This window comes from Pseudomonas sp. PA-7-1E, assembly GCF_021605325.1.
In the GTDB taxonomy this organism is placed as follows: Bacteria; Pseudomonadota; Gammaproteobacteria; order Pseudomonadales; family Pseudomonadaceae; genus Aquipseudomonas; species Aquipseudomonas fluorescens_BV.
Genome location: NZ_WKFA01000001.1, coordinates 48,948 through 64,045 on the forward strand (window position 1 = coordinate 48,948; position 15,098 = coordinate 64,045).

A 15,098-nucleotide genomic window follows, 5' to 3' on the forward strand; every position below is an offset into this window, starting at 1 on the left:
AAGATGTGTAGGGCTGTATCGGCGGGAAAGGATGATTCTGAAATACTTTTATTGTTCGTCGACGAAGGGTCGCCGGCGCGCAACGGCGATGCCGGGGTGGGGCTGATCACGGCCCGCTCATGTGTGCTAGTCTGCGGGCCCTTTTAGTTCTGGGCGGCGCGGGAAACCGTGGCGTCCTACAGCGGAGCCTCTTCATGTCCGAAGTTAATCTGTCCACCGACGAAACCCGCGTCAGCTACGGTATCGGCCGTCAGTTGGGCGACCAACTGCGCGACAACCCGCCACCGGGCGTCAGCCTGGACGCGATCCTGGCCGGCCTGACCGACGCATTCGCAGGCTCGCCAAGCCGTGTTGACCAAGAACAAATGGCGGCCAGCTTCAAGGTGATCCGCGAAATCATGCAAGCCGAAGCCGCTGCCAAGGCCGAAGCTGCAGCGGGCGCTGGCCTGGCTTTCCTGGCAGAAAACGCCAAGCGTGATGGCATCACCACCCTGGCTTCCGGCCTGCAATTTGAAGTGCTGACGGCCGGTACCGGCGCCAAGCCGACCCGTGAAGACCAAGTGCGTACTCACTACCATGGCACCCTGATCGACGGCACTGTGTTCGACAGCTCCTACGAGCGCGGCCAGCCTGCAGAATTCCCGGTGGGTGGCGTGATCGCCGGCTGGACCGAAGCCCTGCAACTGATGAATGCCGGCAGCAAATGGCGCCTGTACGTGCCGAGCGAACTGGCTTACGGCGCTCAAGGCGTTGGCAGCATCCCGCCGCACAGCGTTCTGGTATTCGACGTCGAGCTGCTCGACGTTCTGTAAGGCCTGCTGGTTACCTGTTGGGACGAACGCGTTCACCCCAACAGGTATTTGCCAGTTTCTTCATGGATGGAACTTGCCATTCAAGTCGGTCGCCGGGCGCAACGCTCGTGCATAGCAGAACAGAAACAGATTCCTCACCACTTCCTTCAGCACACCAGGCTCACTGGAACTCAGGCCATTCACGTCCAGATCGCCTTGGTCCTGCAGCTCGTTCAGCGCTTCTTCCTCAAGCACCGCACAGACTTCACCGGTTTCCCGATGCAGGATTCGCAGGTAAGGGTGGGGGCGATCCAGCCAGGCATCTATCAAATAAGTCATGGTCGTTCTCCTTGATGGGTTTCAATGAGAATAATTCTTATTCGTAGAATAGCAAGCGTCTATTGGCAATTTCTGGGTTTTTCTGTGTGGGTATTGCGTTCGATCAACGCAGAGGGCGAAACGCCATCCCGCGGCGGGCGCGGGATGGAATGCAGCAGGTTCAGACTTTGCGCACGAACTCGGACTTGAGTTTCATCGGGCCGATCCCGTCGATCTTGCAGTCGATATCGTGGTCGCCGTCGCACAGGCGGATGTTCTTGACCTTGGTGCCGACCTTGACCACCAGGGAAGTGCCCTTGACCTTGAGGTCCTTGATCACGGTGATGGTGTCGCCATCCTGCAGGACGTTGCCCACAGAGTCTTTCTTCACGGTCTCATCGCCGACCACTTCGGCCTCGCCGTTGGCGGACCACTCATGGGCGCATTCCGGGCAGACCAGTTGGGCGCCGTCTTCGTAGGTGTATTCGGAATTGCATTTTGGGCAGGGTGGCAACGTGCTCACTAAAGCTCCTAGAAAGTCAGGGATGGCTAAAAGTCGCACATTATATAGGGTTTTAAACGCGGGTGGGGTTGGACTCGTCCTAATGTGGGAGCTGGCTTGCCTGCGATAGCGGCAGTGAATTCACTCCCGTCATCGCAGGCAAGCCAGCTCCCACATTAAACAGCGCGGAATCAGTGAGTACGGGCGACCGCAAACTCACTCAGCTCGACCAGGGCATCCCGGTATTCACTGGCCGGCAGCGCTTCCAGGCATGTGATCGCCCGCGCCACGTAGTCACGCGCCAGTTGCGCGGTGTACTCCAGGGAGCCCGAGGCTTCTACGGCGGCACGGATGGCTTCCAGGTCTTCGATCCCGCCTTTCTGGATCGCCTTGCGCACCAGGGCAGCCTGTTCCGGCGTGCCTTCGCGCATGGTGTAGATCAGCGGCAAGGTCGGCTTGCCCTCGGCCAGGTCGTCACCGACGTTCTTGCCCAGGGTTTCAGCGTCGCCCTTGTAGTCGAGCAGGTCATCCACCAGTTGGAACGCCACGCCCAGGTGATCACCGAACGTGCGCAGGGCCTCGGCCTGTTCGGCGGTGGCGCCACACAGCGCGGCTGCACTGTGGGTAGAGGCTTCGAAGAGCATCGCGGTTTTGCCGCGAATCACTTCCATATAGGTTTCTTCAGTGGTGCTGGCATCGCGGACTTTGGACAGTTGCAACACTTCGCCTTCGGCGATGATGCGTGTGGCCTGTGAAAGAATCTTCATCACGGGCATCGAGCCCAGTTCCACCATCATTTCGAACGAGCGCGAATACAGGAAGTCGCCCACCAACACGCTGGGCGCATTGCCCCACATCGCGTTTGCGGTCTCGCGACCACGGCGCATACCGGACATGTCGACCACGTCGTCATGCAGCAGGGTGGCGGTGTGCAGGAATTCGATCGTGGCGGCCAGTAGGCGCAGGTCATCGCCTTGACGGCCCAGGGCCTTGCCGCACAGCAACACTAATAAAGGACGCAGGCGTTTGCCGCCCGCCGACGTAATGTAGTCGCCAATTTTGGAGACCAGCGGCACTTTAGACGTCAGCTGCTGCTTGATGATGCCGTCGACGGCGCTAAAATCGTCCGCGACCGCGCGGTAGAAAGCTTGGGGTTGCATCAGCGACAGTCGCTCCAGAAGGGTTGCGCGGCATGCTAGGACCCTCACCCCCGGGTGTCAAGGCGCGATAGACGGCCCCTTGCAAGCCTCCCATAGCTTGCGTACAATCGCGCACCCTGAACTTCCTGGGCAGCACCTGCCTTACGCAATTGCATTCGGGACGTCCATCCCATGCAGCCATGCCAGCCAATACCTCTTCTTATAAAGCGCTGGGTGAGCAGGATTATCGGAGAAATACCATGTCGTACGCAGTAATTGTTACTGGTGGCAAGCAATACAAAGTCGCCCCAGGTGAATACCTGAAGATCGAGAAACTGGAAGTCGCTACTGGCGAATCCGTTACTTTTGATCGCGTTCTGTTGGTCGCCAATGGCGATGACGTGAACATCGGCGCTCCAGTTGTTGCTGGCGCTACCGTTGTGGCTGAAGTGATCTCCCAAGGTCGTCACGATAAAGTCCGCATCATCAAGTTCCGTCGTCGTAAGCACCACATGAAGCGTATGGGCCACCGCCAGTGGTACACCGAGATCAAAATCACCGGTATTCAGGCTTAATTTCAGCCTAATTCCTCACTAGGAGAATTGACTCATGGCACACAAAAAAGCTGGTGGTAGTACCCGTAACGGTCGCGACTCAGAAGCCAAACGCCTTGGCGTGAAGATGTATGGCGGCCAGAAAATCATTCCGGGCAACATCATCGTGCGTCAGCGCGGCACCCAATTCCACGCCGGTTACGGTGTTGGCATGGGTAAAGATCACACCCTCTTCGCTAAAATCGAAGGCGTGATCAAGTTCGAAGTAAAGGGCGCGTTCAACCGCCGTTACGTGAGCGTTGTCGCAGCTTAATTGCGAGATCGCTGGAAAAGCCCTGTCTTGCGACGGGGCTTTTTCGTTTGTGGAGTGAGTCTCTTGCAAAGCTGTTTGTGATGAGCTCAGGCGCAGGTTTGCGGTCGCTGATTGAGGTCGCTGCGCTCATTTTTGCAAGAGTCTTATGTCTTGGTTTCTTAAGCTCGTCCATGCGGCGAGAGGCGTTTTGTTATGAAGTTCGTTGATGAAGTTTCCATCCGAGTAAAAGCAGGCGACGGCGGTAACGGTTGCATGAGTTTCCGTCGCGAAAAATTCATCGAAAACGGTGGTCCAAACGGCGGTGACGGCGGTGACGGCGGTTCCATCTACATGATGGCCGACGAAAACCTCAACACCCTGGTCGACTACCGTTACACCCGGCACTTCGATGCCGAGCGTGGCTCCAACGGCGGCAGCACCGACTGCACCGGTAAAAAAGGTGAAGATCTGGTACTGCGCGTACCGGTCGGCACCACGATCATCGACTCTGCGACCCAGGAAGTGATTGGCGACCTGACCAAGGCCGGCCAGAAGCTGATGGTTGTGCAGGGCGGTTGGCACGGTCTGGGTAACACCCGATTCAAGTCCAGTACCAACCGTGCACCGCGCCAGACCACGCCGGGCAAGCCGGGCGAGCAGCGCGACCTGAAGCTGGAAATGAAAGTACTGGCGGACGTGGGCCTGCTGGGTCTGCCGAACGCGGGTAAAAGTACCTTCATTCGCTCGGTGTCGGCTGCCAAGCCGAAAGTCGCCGACTACCCGTTCACCACTCTGGTGCCAAACCTGGGTGTGGTCAGCGTCGACCGCTGGAAGAGCTTCGTGGTTGCCGACATTCCTGGCTTGATCGAAGGCGCTTCCGACGGTGCTGGCCTGGGCATCCGTTTCCTCAAGCACTTGTCCCGCACCCGTTTGCTGCTGCACCTCGTCGACATGGCGCCGCTGGATGACACCAGCGCCGCAGACGCCGCCGAAGTCATCGTCAGCGAGCTGACCAAGTTCAGCCCGGCCCTGGCCGAGCGCGATCGCTGGTTGGTACTGAACAAGTGCGACCAGATTCTTGAAGAAGAGCACGAAGAGCGCGTCAAGGAGATCGTTGATCGCCTGGAGTGGGAAGGTCCGGTCTACGTCATCTCGGCCATCGCCAAAGAAGGCACCGAGCGCCTGACCCGCGACATCATGCGTTACCTGGAAGACCGTGCCGACCGCCTGGCGGCCGACCCGGTGTACAAGGCCGAACTCGCCGAGCTCGACCAGCAGATCGAAGACGAAGCCCGCGCCCAGTTGCAGGCCCTGGACGACCAGCGTGCTCTGCGCCGCAGCGGCGTGAAGTCGGTCCACGACATCGGCGACGATGATTGGGACGAAGAAGACGTGGATGATGAAGACGGTCCGGAAATCATTTACGTGCGTGACTGATCCGTTGCGATAAACTTGAACGCCGCTCTCTGGAGCGGCGTTTTGGTATCCGGGTATAACGTTATGGGCAGCGCTGGGTCGCGCGGCCCTCACTCTAAGGTTGAAGATGATGCGGAGCAAAGTGACAGGTGCGCAGCGCTGGGTCGTGAAAATCGGCAGTGCGCTGTTGACGGCGGATGGCAAAGGTCTGGATCGCGCAGCCATGAGCGTCTGGGTCGAGCAGATGGTGGCCTTGCATGAAGCAGGCGTTGAGTTGGTGCTGGTGTCGTCCGGAGCGGTTGCCGCCGGGATGAGCCGCCTCGGCTGGACCGCGCGACCCAGCGCGATGCATGAACTGCAAGCCGCTGCCGCCATCGGCCAGATGGGCCTGGTGCAAGCCTGGGAGTCCAGCTTTGCCGAGCACGGCCGCCACACGGCGCAGGTGTTGCTGACCCACGACGACCTGTCCGACCGCAAGCGTTACCTCAACGCCCGCAGCACCTTGCGCGCGCTGGTGGAGCTCAAGGTCATCCCGGTCATCAACGAGAACGACACTGTGGTCACCGACGAAATCCGCTTCGGTGACAACGACACCCTGGCCGCCCTGGTAGCCAACCTGGTAGAGGCTGACCTGTTGGTGATCCTCACCGACCGCGATGGCATGTTCGACGCCGACCCGCGCAACAACCCCGATGCCCAGCTTATCTATGAAGCCCGCGCCGACGACCCGGCGCTGGATGCGGTCGCCGGCAGTGTCGGTGGTGCCCTGGGCCGTGGCGGCATGCAGACCAAACTGCGCGCCGCTCGCCTGGCCGCGCGTTCCGGTGCCCACACCATCATCGTCGGCGGGCGCCTGGAGCGCGTGCTCGATCGCCTCAAGGCCGGTGAGCGCATCGGTACGCTGCTGTCGCCGGAACGCGGCATGCTGGCGGCGCGCAAGCAATGGTTGGCCGGGCACCTGCAAACCCGTGGCACGCTGGTGCTGGATGCGGGGGCCGTATCGGCCTTGTCCCAAGGCAACAAGAGCTTGCTGCCGGTGGGTGTGAAGTTGGTGCAGGGCAGCTTCCGCCGTGGCGAGATGGTGGTGTGCGTTGCGCCAGACGGTCGCGAGATTGCGCGCGGCCTGGCCAATTACAGCGCCCTGGAAGCACAGAAGATTATTGGACAATCTTCCGACGCCATTGTCGGACTCTTGGGCTATATGGCGGAACCGGAACTGGTTCACCGCGACAACCTGATCCTGGTTTAACCATAGGAAATACACGATGCGCGTGATGAAGGGATTGCTCGGCCTGCTGTTGGCCATACCGCTGCTGGCTTCGGCCGAAGAAGTCGGCCAGGTGTCGACGGTGTTCAAGTTCGTCGGCCCCAACGACCGGATTGTGGTTGAAGCGTTTGACGACCCCAAGGTCGATGGCGTGACCTGCTACTTGTCGCGTGCCAAGACCGGCGGGGTAAAGGGCGGCCTGGGCCTGGCTGAAGACCGTGCCGAAGCCTCGATCGCTTGCCGCCAGGTGGGCCCGATCCACTTCAAGGGTGAGCTCAAGAACGGCGACGAAGTGTTCAAGGAGCGCACCTCGCTGGTATTCAAGACCATGCAGGTGGTGCGTTTCCTCGACAAGAAGCGCAACACCCTGGTGTATCTGGTCTATAGCGACCGTTTGATCGAAGGCAGCCCGCAGAATGCGGTGACGGCAATTCCGATTCTGCCATGGCCGACCGCTCAGTAACCTGCAGGCGAGTTTTGTCACCGGCGTCTATGATTGCAGCTTTGCCGGTTGTAAGCTCCGAAGGGCTGCAATGCAAAGAACATGGGATATCTGGAGTTCGTCATGAGTGCTTTCCACGATCTGAAACTCAAAGCCCTGGACGGACAAGCGCTACCGCTGGCGCCTTTCAAGGGCCAAGTTGTGCTGGTGGTCAATGTTGCGTCCAAATGTGGTTTGACCCCGCAATACGCGGCGTTGGAAAACCTCTATCAGCAGTACAAGGACCAAGGGTTCACAGTGCTCGGCTTGCCATGCAACCAGTTTGCAGGCCAGGAGCCGGGCACCGAGGAGCAGATTCAGCAGTTCTGCAGCCTGAACTACGGCGTGACCTTTCCACTGGGCAGCAAGATCGAGGTCAACGGGCCTGATCGGCACCAGTTGTACCGTTTGCTGGCGGGCGAGGGCGCTGAATTCCCCGGGGATATCACCTGGAACTTCGAGAAATTCCTGTTGGGTAAGGATGGCCGTGTACTTGCGCGCTTCTCACCACGCACGCCCCCGGAAGACCCCTCCATCATCCAGGCCATCGAAAAAGCCTTGAGCTGACGTCAGTGAAGGCCTGATCGTTCCTACGCTCTGCGTTGATCGTTGATCGTTCCCACGCTCTGCGTGGGAATGCCACCCTGGGCGCTCCGCGTCCCGCTTTTACTCCTTAATCATTTAGATCAATAGTGCTACTCAGCGCTGCAGGCTCTCCATATTATCCGCATCATAAATTCACTCTCCCGTGGAGCGTTCCATGCCCGTCCAAGCCTTGTTCAAACCCTTCCAGCTCGGTGCATTGCAACTGTCGACCCGCGTGGTCATGGCGCCCATGACTCGCTCGTTCTCCCCTGGCGGCGTACCCAATTCCAAAGTCATTGAGTACTACCGCCGCCGTGCCGCTGCCGGTGTGGGCTTGATCATCACTGAAGGCACCGTGGTCGGGCACCCAGCCTCCAATGGCTACCCCAACGTGCCGCATTTCTACGGTGAAGCCGCCTTGGCTGGCTGGAAGAAAGTGGTCGATGCAGTCCACGCCGAAGGCGGCAAGATTGTTCCGCAGCTGTGGCATGTGGGCAGTGTGCGCCGTATGGGCACTGAGCCTGATGCCAGCGTGCCGGCTTATGGCCCGATGGAAAAGCTCAAGGACGGCAATGTCGTTGTGCACGGCATGACCAAACAGGACATCAAGGACGTGATCAACGCCTTCGCCCAGGCCGCCAAGGATGCCCAGGCCATCGGCATGGACGGCGTGGAAATCCACGGTGCCCACGGCTACCTCGTGGACCAGTTCTTCTGGGAAGGCAGCAACCAGCGCACCGACGAATACGGTGGCAGCCTGGCCAACCGTTCGCGCTTCGCCATTGAGCTGATCCAGGCCACCCGCGCCGCTGTCGGCCCGGACTTTCCGATCATCTTGCGTTTCTCCCAGTGGAAGCAGCAGGACTACACCGCGCGCCTGGTGCAAACCCCTGAGGCGTTGGGTGAGTTTCTCAAGCCACTGTCTGACGCTGGCGTGGATATTTTCCACTGCTCCACCCGTCGTTTCTGGGAGCCGGAATTTGAAGGCTCCGACCTTAACCTCGCCGGTTGGACGCGTCAGCTAACCGGTAAGCCAACCATCACGGTAGGCAGCGTGGGCCTGGATGGCGAGTTCCTGCAGTTCATGGTCAACACCGACAAAGTTGCCCAGCCTGCCAGCCTGGAGAAACTGCTGGAGCGCCTGAACAACGATGAGTTCGACCTCGTGGCAGTGGGCCGTGCCTTGCTGGTGGACCCGGATTGGGCGGTGAAGGTGCGCGAAGGGCGCGAGAGTGACATCTTGCCCTTCAGTCGTGAGGCGTTGATGACTCTGGTGTGAGCGGTAAGAGGGCGGGCACCGGTTGGCCGTCCTCGCATACCCCGCGCAACTGGCGCTCGAACTGCTCGATAATCGCCGGCCAGCCCTGACGGCTGGCATGTTGTCGGGCATTCAAGCGCACTCTGCGCAACGTTTCGCGCTCCTCCAGCAGCCAGATGGCCGCGTCGCAAAATGCGTCTTCATCCCCAGGCATCGACAGTGCGCCGCTATAGCCATGGCGCAGATGCTGGCTCGCGGCGGCCTGGTCGTAAGCCACCACGCCCAGGCCAGACGCCATCGCTTCAAGCACCACATTGCCGAAGGTTTCGGTCAGGCTGGGGAACAGGAACAAATCCCCTGAGGCGTAATGCCTTGCCAGCTCTTCGCCGCGCTGCGTTCCGCAGAACACTGCATCGGGCAAATCGTGTTCCATCGACGAGCGCTGGGGGCCATCACCGACCACAATCAGCTTCATCCGCCGCATTGGATAGGCAGCCTGCAAGGCATCAAAGCAGCGCTTGAGCAGCCTCAGGTTCTTCTCTTGGGCCAGGCGTCCCACATGCAGCACGGCAATATCGTGGTTCTCCAACCCCCAATTTTCACGCATGGCGTTATCGCGTTTGGCCGGGTGGAACAATTGGCTGTCGACACCCCGGGATAACATATCCAGACGCTCAAAATGCCGGCGCTCCAGCTCCAGGCGCTGGCTGGCGCTCGGTACCAGGGTCAGGCTCGAGCGGTTATGAAACCAGCGCAGGTAATGGGTGACCACGCGGCTCAACAGGCTCAAGCCATACTGGTTCGAATACTGCTGAAAGTTGGTATGAAAGCCGCTGACTACGCCGATCCCCAGGCGCCGCGCAGCGCGCAGCGCCGAGAGCCCCAGCGGCCCTTCCGTGGCGATATACAGCACATCCGGGCGTTGCCGCGTCCAGCGGCGCAGCAACTTGCGCATTGACGATTGGCCCCATTGCAAGCCTGGATAGCCCGGCAGCGGCCAGCCGCGGCACAGCAGCAGTTCATCGTCGCTGGAGCGGTTTTGGTCGGCACTCTGGCGTGGGCGTACCAGCTCGACCTGATGGCCGCGTGAACGCAAACCCTCGCACAGGCGGCCAAGGGTATTGGCCACCCCGTTGATTTCCGGCGGGAAGGTTTCGGTAATGAGGGTGATGTGAAGCGAGGCTGTCGTCATGACCCACAGTGTCTGCGTGGGCCATGTCGTCATTGTGTCAGGGCGATGATGGATTTATGACTTGGCCACCGCCGGCTGCGTCATCGCCTCGGCGCCTTGCTCCCGCACCCAGAACAACGTCGCCCCGGCCACCGCCGCTGGCATCATCAACAGGTTGACCACCGGCACCAGCAGTACCAGGTAGACAATGCCGCCAAAACTCATGCTCTGCCAGCGTTTCTGGCGCAGCCACGCGAGCATTTCGTTCCAGCCCAGCTTGTGGTTGTCGGCCGGGTAGTCGATGTACTGGATCGCCATCATCCACACGCCAAACAGCAGCCACAACGGCGCCGCGATCAGGTTGACCACCGGGATGAACGACAGGATGAACAGGCCGATGGCACGTGGCAGGAAGTAACCCAGCTTGCGCATCTCCCGCGCCAGGGTGCGCGGGACCATGGCAGCCAGCTCACCCCAACTGAACGGCGGGAAGTCGTCGGTGCCACGTACCACGACCTCGACCTTCTCGGCGAGAAACCCGTTGAACGGCGCGGCGATAATATTGGCGAGCATGGTGAAGGTGAAAAACACCATCAGCACCACCAGCACGACAAACAGCGGCCACAACAGGTAATTCAAAAAGCCTAGCCAGTGGGGCAGCGTCGGCATCAAGCTGTCGACCCACAGGCTGAACTGATGGCCGGCGAAATAGATCAATCCGACGAACAGCACCAGGTTGATCGCCAACGGCAACAGCACAAACAGGCGCAGGCCTGGGCTCAACACCAGTTTGAGGCCTTCACGCAGGTATTGCGGGCCGGAAAGAGCAGGGGCGGGCATGGGGTACTCCGAGCAAAATGGCGAACGCGCCGACCTTACCGGCTTTGCATCTGATGTGAAAGCGCGGGCAGGTAGGCGACATCCAGGGTTACAAAGGTGTCGATTAGCTTGATTGCACGCATAGAGAACACCTATGAGCTGGATTGTTATTGCGTATTTCCTTAATCTTGCCCCCCTCGATACGCTGCACCCATTATTTTTCAGGACCTGGCGAGTCAAAGCCTTCCCCAAGTGCTTCGCGGTCCTTTTTTATTCCCGCCGCCCTGTGGTCCGGGCGGTCGGTAGGAGTGAGTCATGTCTGATACCCGTCATTCCCGAGTGATTATTCTCGGTTCCGGCCCTGCCGGTTACAGCGCCGCTGTCTACGCTGCCCGGGCCAATCTCAAGCCGTTGCTGATCACCGGCATGCAGGCGGGCGGTCAGTTGACCACCACTACTGAAGTCGACAACTGGCCGGGCGATGTCCATGGCTTGACTGGCCCGGTGCTCATGGAACGCATGAAAGAGCATGCCGAGCGCTTTGAAACCGAGATCGTCTTCGACCATATCAACCAGGTCGACTTCTCGAAAAAGCCTTACAGCCTGACCGGTGACAGCGGTGTGTACACCTGCGATGCACTGATCATTGCCACTGGTGCCAGTGCGCGTTACCTGGGCCTGCCGTCGGAAGAAGCGTTCATGGGCAAGGGTGTTTCCGCCTGCGCCACTTGCGATGGTTTCTTCTACCGCAACAAGCCGGTTGCCGTGGTCGGCGGTGGCAACACTGCCGTGGAAGAGGCGCTGTACCTGGCCAACATCGCCAGCACCGTGACCCTGGTTCACCGCCGCGAGACCTTCCGCGCCGAGAAGATCCTGATCGACAAGCTGCACGCCCGTGTCGCTGAAGGCAAGATCATCCTCAAGCTCAACGCCACCCTGGATGAAGTCCTGGGCGACAACATGGGTGTGACCGGTGCCCGTCTGAAAAACAACGACGGCAGTTTCGACGAGCTGAAAGTCGACGGCGTGTTCATCGCTATCGGCCACACTCCGAACACCTCACTGTTCGAAGGCGTGCTGGAAGCCAAAGACGGGTACCTGGTGGTGCAGGGCGGCCGCGAAGGCAATGCAACTGCGACCAACATCGAAGGTATCTTCGCTGCCGGCGACGTGGCAGACCACGTTTACCGCCAGGCCATCACCTCGGCCGGCGCCGGTTGCATGGCGGCCCTGGATGCCGAGCGTTACCTCGACGGTTTGAAGGACGCTTCGTTCTAAACCCGTTGACTCAAAAAAACCGGCGAAAGCCGGTTTTTTTATGCCTGCGATCTAACCTACACCACTAAACAAATGTGGGAGCTGGCTTGCCTGCGATAGCGGTGTGATAGTCACCACCGCCATCGCGGGCAAGCCCGGCTCCCACATTGAGCGGAGTTGGTTATTAAATCAGCGGCGAGTCAGAGGCTGTTCAGCAAACTTCACTGCGGCCAGTCCATGGGCAATCAACGCCCGGATATTGCCATGGTCACTGCCCTCAGGCGTCGCCACCACCGACCGGTAATGCTCACCAAACGCCAGCAGTGCTTCCTTATCACTCAACCCTTCCAGCAGCGCCAAACCCAGGGTCTTGCACGACCCTTCATTCTGCCCAGCGGCATTTTCCACACCGCCGTTGATGAAGGCTTGCGGCTGGTAGTCGTAACCCGCCGCGACGAACGCCAAGGTATCGGCAAAGGCGTGTTCGCCGCTGTTGAGGCTGGCGCGCAGGGTGTTCAAATCAGTCATGAGGCTTTCCTTTGGCGAACGCGGCCTGTTGGTCTACGTTGGCTTCTTGCTGGTATTGGGCTTTCCACTCGGCGTACGGCATGCCGTACACCACTTCACGGGCGTCATCGAGGCTGACCTCGATCTGGCGTTCGTCGGCCTCGGCCTTGTACCACTTGGACAGGCAGTTACGGCAGAAGCCGGCGAGGTTCATCAGGTCGATATTCTGCACATCCTTGCGGCTGTCCAGGTGGGCCACCAATCGGCGAAAGGCGGCGGCTTCGAGTTCGAGGCGTTGTTGGTCGTTCATAGGGCTCACTTAGTATCAGCGGCTGGCGGCCAGAGTGATCGAAACCGACTCGGCAAAGCGCAGCGCGTGGGGCTTGTCCACTTCGACTTCGGCGTACAGCACCGATTCGTTGCTCATCACCAGGTCCAGCAATTCCTGGGTCAGGCGCTCCAGCAGGGCAAAGCGATTGCCTTCGACGTGAGCGATGATGGCCTTGGTGATGGTGCGGTAGTTCAGGGCGTGGTCGATGTCGTTGTCACGCACGGCTTCCTGGGCGGCATACAGGATGGTCAGGTTGATCAGCACATCCTGCTTGTTGAGGATTTCGTCCTCGTTGATGCCGATAAAGGTGCGCAGGCACAGGTCCTTGACCCGGATACGCGCCATGCCTGGTTGAAGTTGTGGCATTGCTACTTGCTCCGTCCAATCAGTTGCAGGAACTCCATGCGGGTGGTGTTCGACTCGCGAAAGGCGCCGAGCATCACCGAGGTGTTCATGGTTGAATTCTGTTTCTCCACGCCGCGCATCATCATGCACATGTGCTTGGCTTCGATCACCACCGCCACGCCGGCGGCCTGGGTCACGTCCTGGATGGCGTCGGCGATTTGCCGCGTGAGGTTTTCCTGGATCTGCAGGCGCCGGGCGAACATGTCGACAATGCGCGCCAGTTTTGACAGGCCCAGCACCTTGCCGGTCGGAATATAGGCCACATGGGCCTTGCCGATGAAGGGCAGCAGGTGATGCTCGCACAACGAGTACAACTCGATGTCCTTGAGGATCACCATCTCGTCATTGTCTGACGCGAACAGCGCGCCGTTGACGATTTCCTCCAGATTCTGCTCATAACCATGACACAGGTACTGCATGGCCTTGGCGGCACGCTTGGGCGTATCGAGCAGGCCCTCGCGCTGCGGGTCTTCGCCCAGGCCCTTGAGGATCTCGCGGTAGTGGTGGGGCAGGGATAAGGTCATACAACATCCTCGTAAACGGCTTACTTGATATGCCGCCCACCGTTGACGGTCAGGGTGGTACCGGTGACATAGGGATTGTCCAGCAGGTAACGCACGCTCTGGTAGATCACCTCGGGCCCGGGTTCGATGCCCAGGGCCGACTTGGCCAGGACCTTGGCGCGATAGGCCGCGTCATCGCCTTCGTTGAACATCACCATCGCCGGTGCGATACCGTTGACCTTGATCAGCGGCGCGAACTGTGCGGCAAACGATAACGTGAGGCTGTCGAGCCCGGCCTTGGTGGCGCAATAGGCGATGTGCTGCTGGCTGCCCTTGCGCACCACGTCATCGCTGATATGCACGATATCGGCGGGTGTCGAGCGTTGCAGCAAAGGTGAACAATGCAGGTTGATCAGATACGGCGCAAGCATGTGCACGCTGAACATGTCGATAAAGGCACGGCTTTCGTCGCCCAGGGTTTCGGCGACCCAGGCTGAAGCGTTGTGGATGATCGCTCGCAGGCTTTGAGTATGGGTTTTCACTGCGGCGATGAAAGCCAGTACGCCGGCTTCGCTGGAGAAGTCGGCAAACACGCCGATGGCGCCCCGCTCACGCAGTGCCTGCACGCCGGGACGTTCACTGCGGTAGCTGAAAATCACCGATTGGCCTTCATCCAACAGGCGCTCGGCACAATGCAGGCCGACACGCTGGCCGGCACCGGTGATCAGGATCGGAGCGTTGGTTGCATTCATGGGAGGCTCAAGTCGCTGGCAGGCTCAAACTATACCAGCGCGCCGGCCTCCCTGTACTCAAGCGGCGGCTTCAGTGACTTTGCGAGGGGGCGAAGGGTGCAGCCAGTTCGCCAGCAGATGGGTCGACAGCGGTATAAAGAAATAAACCATCAACGGGGTCAGGGCTGCGGTGCTCACCAGTACGCGGCTGAACAGGTCCAACTCGCTGAGCAGCGGCCCCAGGCCGAAGTTGAACAGCAACGATACCGGGAAAAAAGCCAACCAGATGGCCACCGCCTGTTTCCAGCGTGGCGGGCGGGCACCCGCTGCGCCGAACCAGCCATCGATACCGCTGACACGGTGTTCCGACGGGTTGGCAAATAGCTCGCTGCCACGGCTCAGCCACGCGCTGCGCGAAGCGGAGAACTCCCATGCGTGCAGGGTTTTTTCATCGGCGAAGCGGAAGATGATCTGGAATTCATCATCATGGGGTGGTGGCGCCAGCACGCCGGAGCCCAGGTAACCGGGGAAGTCAGTCGCCAATTGCTCGCCTTCGCGCAGCCAGGCCATCAGTTCTTCGTAGCGACCTTTGGCCACGCGGCGCGCAACCATCAGGGTGACGGGTGAGGTAGACATCGTATATCTCCAAATCAGCAAGTGCGCCGAGCCGGGTAGGCGGCGCACGAACGAAGCTGCGGGGTGGTGCAGCGACGCAAAAGAACAGGCAAGGATTATTCCGGTTTTGCCCAAATACGCCAGAAACTTCGGATG

At 59.9% G+C, this 15,098-nt stretch carries 20 protein-coding genes; 9 read left to right on the forward strand and 11 right to left on the reverse strand.

The window, feature by feature from the left end; genetic code table 11:
• The first annotated feature begins 194 nt into the window (after positions 1 to 194).
• Complete coding sequence (locus GIW79_RS00215; RefSeq protein ID WP_034128752.1) at positions 195 to 812, forward strand: FKBP-type peptidyl-prolyl cis-trans isomerase; 618 nt, start codon at positions 195 to 197, stop codon at positions 810 to 812.
• A 60-nt stretch (positions 813 to 872) separates the two neighbouring features.
• On the opposite strand, the gene GIW79_RS00220 is transcribed toward GIW79_RS00215, so the two are convergent.
• The 3 genes from GIW79_RS00220 to GIW79_RS00230 all read right to left on the reverse strand — a co-directional run bounded on the left by GIW79_RS00220 (position 873) and on the right by GIW79_RS00230 (position 2,771).
• Positions 873 to 1,130, reverse strand: coding sequence for a PA4570 family protein (locus GIW79_RS00220; protein WP_005791321.1), 258 nt, complete (start codon positions 1,128 to 1,130; stop codon positions 873 to 875).
• A gap of 160 nt (positions 1,131 to 1,290) precedes the next feature.
• Positions 1,291 to 1,632, reverse strand: coding sequence for a zinc ribbon domain-containing protein YjdM (locus GIW79_RS00225; RefSeq protein WP_034128750.1), 342 nt, complete (start codon positions 1,630 to 1,632; stop codon positions 1,291 to 1,293).
• A 170-nt stretch (positions 1,633 to 1,802) separates the two neighbouring features.
• Entirely contained in the window at positions 1,803 to 2,771 is a 969-nt protein-coding gene (locus GIW79_RS00230) for a polyprenyl synthetase family protein (RefSeq protein WP_003194086.1), read from the reverse strand.
• 239 nt (positions 2,772 to 3,010) lie between these two features.
• Between GIW79_RS00230 and rplU the strand changes: the two genes are divergently transcribed.
• The 7 genes from rplU to GIW79_RS00265 all read left to right on the forward strand — a co-directional run bounded on the left by rplU (position 3,011) and on the right by GIW79_RS00265 (position 8,624).
• Positions 3,011 to 3,325 carry a 50S ribosomal protein L21 gene (gene rplU, locus GIW79_RS00235; protein WP_007950961.1) on the forward strand — a complete coding sequence of 105 codons (315 nt, stop codon included), beginning with the start codon at positions 3,011 to 3,013 and terminating at the stop codon, positions 3,323 to 3,325.
• Between the two features lie 34 nt (positions 3,326 to 3,359).
• On the forward strand, positions 3,360 to 3,617 hold the full coding sequence (gene rpmA, locus GIW79_RS00240) for a 50S ribosomal protein L27 (RefSeq protein ID WP_003176049.1): 258 nt from the start codon (positions 3,360 to 3,362) through the stop codon (positions 3,615 to 3,617).
• Positions 3,618 to 3,809: 192 nt separating this feature from the next.
• Positions 3,810 to 5,033: an Obg family GTPase CgtA gene (gene cgtA, locus GIW79_RS00245; protein WP_003194084.1), complete on the forward strand. Its 1,224-nt coding sequence runs from the start codon at positions 3,810 to 3,812 to the stop codon at positions 5,031 to 5,033.
• 109 nt (positions 5,034 to 5,142) lie between these two features.
• Positions 5,143 to 6,261, forward strand: coding sequence for a glutamate 5-kinase (gene proB / locus GIW79_RS00250; protein ID WP_019817476.1), 1,119 nt, complete (start codon positions 5,143 to 5,145; stop codon positions 6,259 to 6,261).
• Positions 6,262 to 6,277: 16 nt separating this feature from the next.
• Entirely contained in the window at positions 6,278 to 6,742 is a 465-nt protein-coding gene (locus GIW79_RS00255) for a CreA family protein (RefSeq protein ID WP_236453830.1), read from the forward strand.
• Positions 6,743 to 6,844: 102 nt separating this feature from the next.
• On the forward strand, positions 6,845 to 7,327 hold the full coding sequence (locus GIW79_RS00260; RefSeq protein ID WP_054896977.1) for a glutathione peroxidase: 483 nt from the start codon (positions 6,845 to 6,847) through the stop codon (positions 7,325 to 7,327).
• A gap of 193 nt (positions 7,328 to 7,520) precedes the next feature.
• Positions 7,521 to 8,624: an NADH:flavin oxidoreductase gene (locus GIW79_RS00265; RefSeq protein ID WP_034128747.1), complete on the forward strand. Its 1,104-nt coding sequence runs from the start codon at positions 7,521 to 7,523 to the stop codon at positions 8,622 to 8,624.
• On the opposite strand, the gene GIW79_RS00270 is transcribed toward GIW79_RS00265, so the two are convergent.
• Positions 8,593 to 9,795, reverse strand: coding sequence for a glycosyltransferase family 4 protein (locus tag GIW79_RS00270; protein WP_034128746.1), 1,203 nt, complete (start codon positions 9,793 to 9,795; stop codon positions 8,593 to 8,595). The genes GIW79_RS00265 and GIW79_RS00270 overlap by 32 nt on opposite strands.
• A 54-nt stretch (positions 9,796 to 9,849) precedes the next feature.
• A complete protein-coding gene (gene cysZ / locus GIW79_RS00275) occupies positions 9,850 to 10,614 on the reverse strand; it encodes a sulfate transporter CysZ (protein WP_236453827.1) in 765 nt (254 codons plus the stop codon).
• A gap of 294 nt (positions 10,615 to 10,908) precedes the next feature.
• Here cysZ and trxB point away from each other — a divergent pair, with 294 nt between their 5' ends.
• Entirely contained in the window at positions 10,909 to 11,871 is a 963-nt protein-coding gene (trxB, locus tag GIW79_RS00280; RefSeq protein ID WP_010206474.1) for a thioredoxin-disulfide reductase, read from the forward strand.
• 168 nt (positions 11,872 to 12,039) lie between these two features.
• On the opposite strand, the gene GIW79_RS00285 is transcribed toward trxB, so the two are convergent.
• The 6 genes from GIW79_RS00285 to GIW79_RS00310 are packed head-to-tail and all read right to left on the reverse strand — an operon-like array spanning position 12,040 to position 14,963.
• Positions 12,040 to 12,378: a HopJ type III effector protein gene (locus tag GIW79_RS00285; protein WP_054896975.1), complete on the reverse strand. Its 339-nt coding sequence runs from the start codon at positions 12,376 to 12,378 to the stop codon at positions 12,040 to 12,042.
• Positions 12,371 to 12,667: a DUF1244 domain-containing protein gene (locus GIW79_RS00290; protein WP_057975046.1), complete on the reverse strand. Its 297-nt coding sequence runs from the start codon at positions 12,665 to 12,667 to the stop codon at positions 12,371 to 12,373. Before GIW79_RS00290 ends, GIW79_RS00285 begins: the two co-directional genes overlap by 8 nt.
• Before the next feature lie 15 nt (positions 12,668 to 12,682).
• A complete protein-coding gene (gene folX / locus GIW79_RS00295) occupies positions 12,683 to 13,054 on the reverse strand; it encodes a dihydroneopterin triphosphate 2'-epimerase (protein WP_003194073.1) in 372 nt (123 codons plus the stop codon).
• Positions 13,055 to 13,056: 2 nt separating this feature from the next.
• The gene (folE, locus tag GIW79_RS00300) at positions 13,057 to 13,617 is read right to left on the reverse strand and encodes a GTP cyclohydrolase I FolE (RefSeq protein ID WP_003194072.1); all 561 of its coding nucleotides are present in this window, start codon (positions 13,615 to 13,617) and stop codon (positions 13,057 to 13,059) included.
• Between the two features lie 20 nt (positions 13,618 to 13,637).
• The gene (folM, locus tag GIW79_RS00305; protein WP_236453824.1) at positions 13,638 to 14,348 is read right to left on the reverse strand and encodes a dihydromonapterin reductase; all 711 of its coding nucleotides are present in this window, start codon (positions 14,346 to 14,348) and stop codon (positions 13,638 to 13,640) included.
• Between the two features lie 57 nt (positions 14,349 to 14,405).
• Positions 14,406 to 14,963, reverse strand: coding sequence for a hypothetical protein (locus GIW79_RS00310; RefSeq protein ID WP_054896973.1), 558 nt, complete (start codon positions 14,961 to 14,963; stop codon positions 14,406 to 14,408).
• Positions 14,964 to 15,098: the final 135 nt, after the last annotated feature.

What these genes read in the sequence shown, in the direction of transcription:
- GIW79_RS00215 (WP_034128752.1), top strand. Translation starts at nt 195, where the DNA reads ATGTCCGAAGTTAATCTGTCCACCGACGAAACCCGCGTCAGCTACGGT.
- GIW79_RS00220 (WP_005791321.1), bottom strand. Translation starts at nt 1,130, where the DNA reads ATGACTTATTTGATAGATGCCTGGCTGGATCGCCCCCACCCTTACCTG.
- GIW79_RS00230 (WP_003194086.1), bottom strand. Translation starts at nt 2,771, where the DNA reads ATGCAACCCCAAGCTTTCTACCGCGCGGTCGCGGACGATTTTAGCGCC.
- rplU (WP_007950961.1), top strand. Translation starts at nt 3,011, where the DNA reads ATGTCGTACGCAGTAATTGTTACTGGTGGCAAGCAATACAAAGTCGCC.
- rpmA (WP_003176049.1), top strand. Translation starts at nt 3,360, where the DNA reads ATGGCACACAAAAAAGCTGGTGGTAGTACCCGTAACGGTCGCGACTCA.
- cgtA (WP_003194084.1), top strand. Translation starts at nt 3,810, where the DNA reads ATGAAGTTCGTTGATGAAGTTTCCATCCGAGTAAAAGCAGGCGACGGC.
- proB (WP_019817476.1), top strand. Translation starts at nt 5,143, where the DNA reads ATGCGGAGCAAAGTGACAGGTGCGCAGCGCTGGGTCGTGAAAATCGGC.
- GIW79_RS00255 (WP_236453830.1), top strand. Translation starts at nt 6,278, where the DNA reads ATGCGCGTGATGAAGGGATTGCTCGGCCTGCTGTTGGCCATACCGCTG.
- GIW79_RS00260 (WP_054896977.1), top strand. Translation starts at nt 6,845, where the DNA reads ATGAGTGCTTTCCACGATCTGAAACTCAAAGCCCTGGACGGACAAGCG.
- GIW79_RS00265 (WP_034128747.1), top strand. Translation starts at nt 7,521, where the DNA reads ATGCCCGTCCAAGCCTTGTTCAAACCCTTCCAGCTCGGTGCATTGCAA.
- GIW79_RS00270 (WP_034128746.1), bottom strand. Translation starts at nt 9,795, where the DNA reads ATGACGACAGCCTCGCTTCACATCACCCTCATTACCGAAACCTTCCCG.
- cysZ (WP_236453827.1), bottom strand. Translation starts at nt 10,614, where the DNA reads ATGCCCGCCCCTGCTCTTTCCGGCCCGCAATACCTGCGTGAAGGCCTC.
- trxB (WP_010206474.1), top strand. Translation starts at nt 10,909, where the DNA reads ATGTCTGATACCCGTCATTCCCGAGTGATTATTCTCGGTTCCGGCCCT.
- GIW79_RS00285 (WP_054896975.1), bottom strand. Translation starts at nt 12,378, where the DNA reads ATGACTGATTTGAACACCCTGCGCGCCAGCCTCAACAGCGGCGAACAC.
- GIW79_RS00290 (WP_057975046.1), bottom strand. Translation starts at nt 12,667, where the DNA reads ATGAACGACCAACAACGCCTCGAACTCGAAGCCGCCGCCTTTCGCCGA.
- folX (WP_003194073.1), bottom strand. Translation starts at nt 13,054, where the DNA reads ATGCCACAACTTCAACCAGGCATGGCGCGTATCCGGGTCAAGGACCTG.
- folE (WP_003194072.1), bottom strand. Translation starts at nt 13,617, where the DNA reads ATGACCTTATCCCTGCCCCACCACTACCGCGAGATCCTCAAGGGCCTG.
- folM (WP_236453824.1), bottom strand. Translation starts at nt 14,348, where the DNA reads ATGAATGCAACCAACGCTCCGATCCTGATCACCGGTGCCGGCCAGCGT.
- GIW79_RS00310 (WP_054896973.1), bottom strand. Translation starts at nt 14,963, where the DNA reads ATGTCTACCTCACCCGTCACCCTGATGGTTGCGCGCCGCGTGGCCAAA.